Source organism: Thermoflexus sp., assembly GCF_040289485.1.
In the GTDB taxonomy this organism is placed as follows: domain Bacteria; phylum Chloroflexota; class Anaerolineae; order Thermoflexales; family Thermoflexaceae; genus Thermoflexus.
The window spans coordinates 25,848-27,207 of the sequence record NZ_PSLG01000030.1 but is presented as its reverse complement, the minus strand read 5'-3'; the positions used below and the strand labels follow the sequence as shown (position 1 = coordinate 27,207).

Genomic DNA, 1,360 nt, shown 5'->3' with positions numbered 1-1,360 from the left:
GGGGGGGGGAGCCGCATCACCTCCAGGTCCACGTGGGGTTCCCGCCGGACCGGCGGCTGGAGGCCCGGGAGGCTTTCCAGCAACTGCGCCGGATCGCCGAGAAGGTGACGCGGGCCGCAGTGGCCTGAACGGAGGGGCGATGGCCTTCCCCGTGGCAGCGCTGGGGGTGTTCGCGGTGGCCTTCGCCCTCTCGGCGGGAGGGGCGGAGGTGGCCAAACGCCTGGGCCGCCGCTGGGGTCTGGTGGCCCGGCCCGGCGGCCGTCGGCGGCATCGGGGAGAGATCCCCCGCAGCGGCGGCCTGGCCCTTTGGCTGGCCTTCACCGGGGCCGTCCTCCTGGCCCAGGTCCTGCCCATCCCCCGTTTCGACCCCAAAGAGGGCATCCGGTTGACCGGCCTGCTGGTGGGGGGCACCTTCAGCGTCCTGCTGGGCCTCCTGGACGACCGGTGGGAACTGCCGGCCGGCCTCCAGTTGGTGGGGCAGGCCCTCATCGCCAGCTCGGCCATCCCCTTCCTGATCTTCATCGAATACGTCAATAACCCGTTGACCGGCCGTCCCCTCTACTTTCCCACCCTCCTGGTGTGGGGCCTGACCCTCTTCTGGCTGGTGGGGATGATGAACACCGTCAACTGGCTGGACGGGGTGGATGGGCTGGCGGCGGGGGTGGTGGCCATCGTGGCGGCCGTTCTCTTTGTCCACGCCGGCTACCGGCTGAATCCCCCGCAGCACAGCGTGGCCCTGTTGCCGGCGGCCCTGGCAGGGGCTTGTCTGGGGTTCCTGCCCTGGAACTGGCCGCCCGCCCGGCTGTTCATGGGGTCCTCGGGAGCCCTTTTCCTCGGCTACACCCTAGGGGCCCTGGCCATCGTGGGGGGGGCCAAGGTGGCCACGGTGGTCATGGCGATGGCGCTGCCCATCGCCGACGTTGCCTGGCTCATCGCCTATCGGTGGCGCCGGGGCCGGTCCCCCACCCAGGGTGGGCGGGACCATCTCCACTTCCGCCTCCTGGACGCCGGGTGGTCCCCCCGACGGGTGGTGGGGACGTATTACGCCTTCGCCGCCGCGGCCGGGGGGATCGCCCTGGTGATCCCTTCCGCCCTCTACAAGGCGCTGGCCCTGGTCCTGCTGGCCACCCTGCTCCTGTGGGTCCTGCGCCAAGCGCCCCCCGAGGCCTCCCCACGATCTGCGGAAGAGGCCCTCCCGCCTCGTTCCTAGCCGTTCCGAGCCGGAGAGGGCCTCCGCTCGCCCGCCGCCGCGATGGTGGTCCCTCACCGTGGGATCAAGCGGGGAGCCATCCCTGCTGGCGGGCGAAGTCGGTCACCACCGGGATGTCGAAGTAGTTCCCCTGATAGGCCTGGATCCCAT

Annotated in this window: 1 protein-coding gene; it reads left to right on the top strand. The window is 71.4% G+C overall.

The genetic code is table 11. The annotated features are described in order from the left end of the window. Window positions 1-139: 139 nt before the first annotated feature. Window positions 140-1,210 carry a glycosyltransferase family 4 protein gene (locus C4313_RS06835; protein ID WP_352429122.1) on the top strand — a complete coding sequence of 357 codons (1,071 nt, stop codon included), beginning with the start codon at window positions 140-142 and terminating at the stop codon, window positions 1,208-1,210. Window positions 1,211-1,360: the final 150 nt, after the last annotated feature.

Coding starts and splice junctions, on each gene's coding strand:
- C4313_RS06835 (WP_352429122.1), top strand. CDS start 140: ATGGCCTTCCCCGTGGCAGCGCTGGGGGTGTTCGCGGTGGCCTTCGCC.